General features: G+C 48.3%; 4 protein-coding genes. All 4 read left to right on the top strand.

Annotation, left to right across the window (positions count from 1 at the left end; translation table 11 throughout):
- Positions 1–12: 12 nt before the first annotated feature.
- The 4 genes from GCU48_RS11185 (at position 13) to GCU48_RS11200 (ending at position 4,619) form a co-directional block, all read left to right on the top strand.
- Positions 13–1,236 (top strand): aldehyde dehydrogenase family protein, encoded by a 1,224-nt coding sequence (locus GCU48_RS11185; protein ID WP_152380052.1) that lies wholly within the window; start codon positions 13–15, stop codon positions 1,234–1,236.
- A complete protein-coding gene (locus tag GCU48_RS11190; RefSeq protein ID WP_152380053.1) occupies positions 1,233–2,933 on the top strand; it encodes a thiamine pyrophosphate-binding protein in 1,701 nt (566 codons plus the stop codon). Before GCU48_RS11185 ends, GCU48_RS11190 begins: the two co-directional genes overlap by 4 nt.
- Before the next feature lie 23 nt (positions 2,934–2,956).
- Positions 2,957–4,198, top strand: a complete 1,242-nt coding sequence (gene fabF, locus GCU48_RS11195; RefSeq protein ID WP_152380054.1) for a beta-ketoacyl-ACP synthase II — start codon at positions 2,957–2,959, stop codon at positions 4,196–4,198.
- A 61-nt stretch (positions 4,199–4,259) separates the two neighbouring features.
- Complete coding sequence (locus GCU48_RS11200; RefSeq protein ID WP_425280867.1) at positions 4,260–4,619, top strand: hotdog family protein; 360 nt, start codon at positions 4,260–4,262, stop codon at positions 4,617–4,619.
- Positions 4,620–4,680: the final 61 nt, after the last annotated feature.

Here is a 4,680-nt window from a genome sequence, read left to right on the forward strand (position 1 = left end):
GGAGATTGCACCATGAGTATGAATCCGGAATTGGAAAAAAACAAGCTTTTTTTGGAAAGGCATGAAGCAATTCTGAAGTGCCTTAATTATTTGATCGAGCATCGGCAGGAAGTGATGGATATTCTCACCCAATTTTCATCCTATCGGGCCGCCAATGCAGAAATTGATTCCACCATCCTCACACTTCAAGGTGCTTTGGAGGAAGTACAGACCTATCAGCCAGGCTGGCAGCGTTCTATGGCTGTATTTATGCCTTCCAACGTCGTTTTGTACTCCTACGCATTATACCTTTTGATTCCGGCCCTGTACGTTGAAAATATAGACTTTCGCCCTTCTTCTCACGTAAACGAGTATGTCAGCATGCTGCATGAAAAGCTCCAGGCTGTACATGGGTTACCCATCTATATTCGTAAAGTAAGTCAGAAGGTGTTTATGGAGAATTCCGTGATGCCGGCTGATATTGTGGTGTTCACGGGTAGCTATACCAATGCGGAGAAGATCAAAAAACAAATTCGAAAAGAACAGCTCTACATCTTTTACGGACAAGGAATAAATCCTTTCATCATCGGACCCGATGCCGATCTGGAATTGGCGGTTACCGATGTGACTCGAATGAGATTGTACAACTCCGGACAGGATTGCCTGGGACCTGACATCATTCTGGTGCATCAGGATGTGAGGGAGAGCTTTAAAAACCTGCTGATTAAGCGGCTTGACCAACTCGTGTTTGGAGCAAACAATGACCCGAACGCGAACTACTCCCCTATTTTCTACAAAGATACGCTGTATTCCGTTTCTGAATATTTTAATACGAATGATAAGTTTATTATTTACGGCGGTGGCATCGATTTCCGTACGAAAAAGATGGAGCCAACGGTTGTCTATAGTGAATTAGATGAAAATTTGGAGATTATCGAGTATTTTTCACCAGTCTTCAACGTGGTTATCTATCGTGACGACGAGCAGCTGATCAAGCGTATTTCCTCCAGTTATTTCAGTGAACGTGCGATGGGCTGCAGCTTGTACGGTTCTGAGCATCTGAGTGATGTTCTTCGAAAGAAGCACACGCTGACCATTAATCAGACGCTTGAGGATGTGGATCAGGGGAATAAGCCCTTTGGTGGCTACGGCACGATGTCGAACTATATTTTTTACGATTTTAAGCTCGTTTCGAAGCCCATTTTGATTTCAGAAATTGTCGCAGAATATTTGTCGGAAAAGAGGAGTTTGGTATGACTGCGAGCTTATTGCCATGGGATGCCATCATTGGCTACATAAAATCGGCTGGGGTTCGGCATCTCTTTGGATTACCCAGTGATGATCTCAAAATCGTATCGTCACTCCCCTCGTCCGGTATGGATTTTATTCTGTGCAAAGATCAACGTAATGCTGTGTTTATGGCAGCAGGTTATGCGCTCACAACTAACCAGATGTCCGTATGTGTTGTGGGTAAAGGGCCTGCGCTCAGCAATACACTTACGGGGCTGCTGGAAGCGAAGAACCTGGGTGCTCCGCTTTTACTTTTGGCGCTCGGCACCGGAGGGGACAAACTGGGTACCCGATCTTTTCAGGAGGCAGATCAAATCTCACTCGTGAAGCCGCTCGTAAAATGGGCTTACCGTGTCGAGCATGTGGATCGACTTGTATGGGCGCTGGAGCGGGCAGCCTTTTTGGCCATCAATGGGGCCCCAGGTCCTGTCTATATTGAACTACCCGAAAACCTGATGGACCAACCTCTGCCGACAGGACTCCAGTTTACCCCACCAGAAAAGCTTTCATGCTCTCCGTCTCTTCGGGAGCTGGATGCGGCATGGGAGCTGATCAAGACTGCTCGCCGGCCTGTCATTCTGGTCGGAGGCGGAATGAAGTCAGTTACAAATGATGTAATTGAGGTGTTCGCTAACCAACATGGAGCAGCCTTGTTCGCAACCGCCTCGGGACGGGGCGCAGTGGATGAGGATCATGAACTCTTCTGTGGTGTTGCCGGGCTCTATACGGATCTCAGTCTGAGACAAATCTGGAAGGAATCTGATGTGGTGATTACGCTGGGCAGCCGATTGGAAGAAACGGCTACGTTTGAGTGGGATATTCTGCTAGAGAATACACCTTTAATTCAAGTTAATGTCGAGCTGGAGGATTTTGCACACGAATACAGGGGCATCAAGGTGCTTGGTGATGGATATGCAGCATTAGAGCAATGGGTCCAACGGTACGGACACAAACCTGATGAAGTGTGGCTTGAAACGATCAGAAGTTGTAAAGAGAAGGCATTTTCTAACAGAGCCATTTATCTGGAGGAGCTGAAAAAGACCCCTGGAATCCACGTTCCAGAGCTGCTGGAGATCATTCAGACGGAATTTCCGGAAAATCTGGTGCTTCTTCAAGAGAATGGATTGCAGGATATGTGGTCTTACTTTTATCCATATTTTCGCTTCACGCAAGGCTCTCTTTCGATTGTCCCCAGTGACCAAACGAGCCTTGGATTCGGTGCGGCTGCTGCTTTGGGAGCAAGCGTGGCAACAGAACGTCCAGTAGTGGCACTGGTCGGTGACGGTGCGTTCAATCTCTTCTATTCGGATTTTATGACGGCGGTGCAGTATCAAATACCGTTAATCTATATCGTACTCAATAATGGCGGCTACGGTTGGCTGCAAAATCAGATGAATTATAAGCATCTTTCGGATCAATCCTTGCCATTTGTTTCCGAGGAGGCCAAGGCAGGAATCCAAATTCCACAGTATGAGTTTGTGGAAAGTCTTGCGATCCGGAGCAAGGGGGAGGCCCAAGAACAGCTTCGGCTTGCTTGGGAGAAGTATCAAGAGAACAAGCTTGTGGTCGTCGAGGTATATGCTAATCTTGCAGATGTGCATGAGAAAATCAGTCATGTGTATGGCGACTTTCCTCTCTACGAGCAACAGGCTTCCAAGAACTAATTTCAGCGAAGGACGTGGGTACAGTGAGAAGACGTGTTGTGGTGACAGGACAGGGAGTCGTAACGCCGGTTGGGCTTAATCTTTCAGATTTCTGGAATTCACTGTTGGAAGGAAAGAGCGGAATCGGACCTGTCACTGTTTTCGATACAGCGGACATTCCGACAAAGATTGGCGCACAGGTTACGGGCTTTGATCCGCTGCAATATATGAGCAAGAAGGAAGCTAATAAAGTTGCACAGTTCACTCAGTTTGCCCTGGCGGCTGCCCGGCAGGCAGTCGAGCAATCCAAATTAGTGATAGATGAGCGAAATGCAAGCCGCGTGGGGGTTATTGTCGGCTCTGGAGCAGGCGGTCTCGACGTAATAGAGGAGAACTACAGGAAGCTAACAGAGCTTGGTCCCAAGAGGGTTTCTCCTTATTTTGTTTCCTCCATGATGATTAATTCTGCGCCTGGCGAAATCTCCATTGCTATCGGAGCTAAGGGACCTTCGTTTGCTGTGGTTACGGCTTGTGCTACCGGAAGTAATGCCATTGGTGAAGCATTGCGTACGATCCAGTATGGGACGGCTGATGTTGTGGTTGCCGGAGGAGCAGAAGCGAATTTCAGTCAGCTTGATTTAGCATCCTTTGCGAATATCCATGCGCTCTCCAGACGCAATGAAGAGCCGCAGAAGGCCAGTCGTCCGTTTGATGTGGACCGCGACGGATTCGTCATCGGCGGAGGAGCAGGGGTGTTGGTGCTGGAGGAGCTAGAGCATGCCTTGAACCGCGGAGCCACGATTTTGGCCGAGGTTGCGGGTTATGGATGCACGACCGATGCGTACCATATCACGGCTCCTGATCCCTCGGGCTCCGGTCCGGCGGAAGCGATCAGCATCGCTCTGCAGGATGGCGGTTTGACACCGCAGGAAATCGACTATGTCAATGCCCATGGTACGAGTACGCCGTTTAACGACCGTATGGAGATCAATGCGATTCAGAGCGTATTCGGAGCGCATGCTCCCCGTTTGGCGATATCATCTATTAAATCGATGACAGGCCATTTAATGGGCGGAGCAGGGGCAGTTGAATTAATCGCCACTGTACAGAGCTTGCTCCACAACAAGGTACCACCGACACTCAATTGCGACAATCCTGAAGCCCCTGAGCTGAATTTTGTGCCGCACGTATATCAGGAACGCGAAGTCCGTGCAGCGATTAGCAATTCGTTCGGTTTCGGCGGTCATAACGTTTGTCTGGCCGTACGCAAATGGTTGGGGGAATAACATCGTGAACGCAGATGACATACGTATTCTTGATGTGCTTCCTCACCGCTATCCGTTCATTATGATAGACAAAGTGACGGGTTTTGAGAATTCAAAATGGGCTAGAGGCTACAAGAATGTAACCTGGAACGATTGGTTTGTTTCCGAAGCGAATCCGTTTATGCCCCATATGATGGTCGTTGAAGCATTGGCGCAGTTAGGCGGCTTTGCGACTATGGACGAAACGGGCATTTCCTTTTTAAGTTCATTGAATCAGGTCGAAATGCACGAATGGGCTCAGCCTGGAGATCGACTGGATCTTTATTTTGAAGTAACAAAGAGAAAGAGAGGTTTTCTTCTCGGCAAAGGTTTGGCTACTGTAGGGGATCGGATTATTGTCAAGGCGGAAGAGATCGTATCGTATACTCCGAAACAAGTATAACGTGAACCTGCATTGAGGGGATAAGGTCATCGCAATCACAAGAAGGGAAGAGGATTAGGTT

The organism is Paenibacillus brasilensis, assembly GCF_009363115.1.
Taxonomy (GTDB): Bacteria; Bacillota; Bacilli; order Paenibacillales; family Paenibacillaceae; genus Paenibacillus; species Paenibacillus brasilensis.

Bases quoted from the DNA above. Each gene is read 5' to 3' on its own strand.
- GCU48_RS11185 (WP_152380052.1), top strand. From the start codon at position 13: ATGAGTATGAATCCGGAATTGGAAAAAAACAAGCTTTTTTTGGAAAGG.
- GCU48_RS11190 (WP_152380053.1), top strand. From the start codon at position 1,233: ATGACTGCGAGCTTATTGCCATGGGATGCCATCATTGGCTACATAAAA.
- GCU48_RS11200 (WP_425280867.1), top strand. From the start codon at position 4,260: ATGATAGACAAAGTGACGGGTTTTGAGAATTCAAAATGGGCTAGAGGC.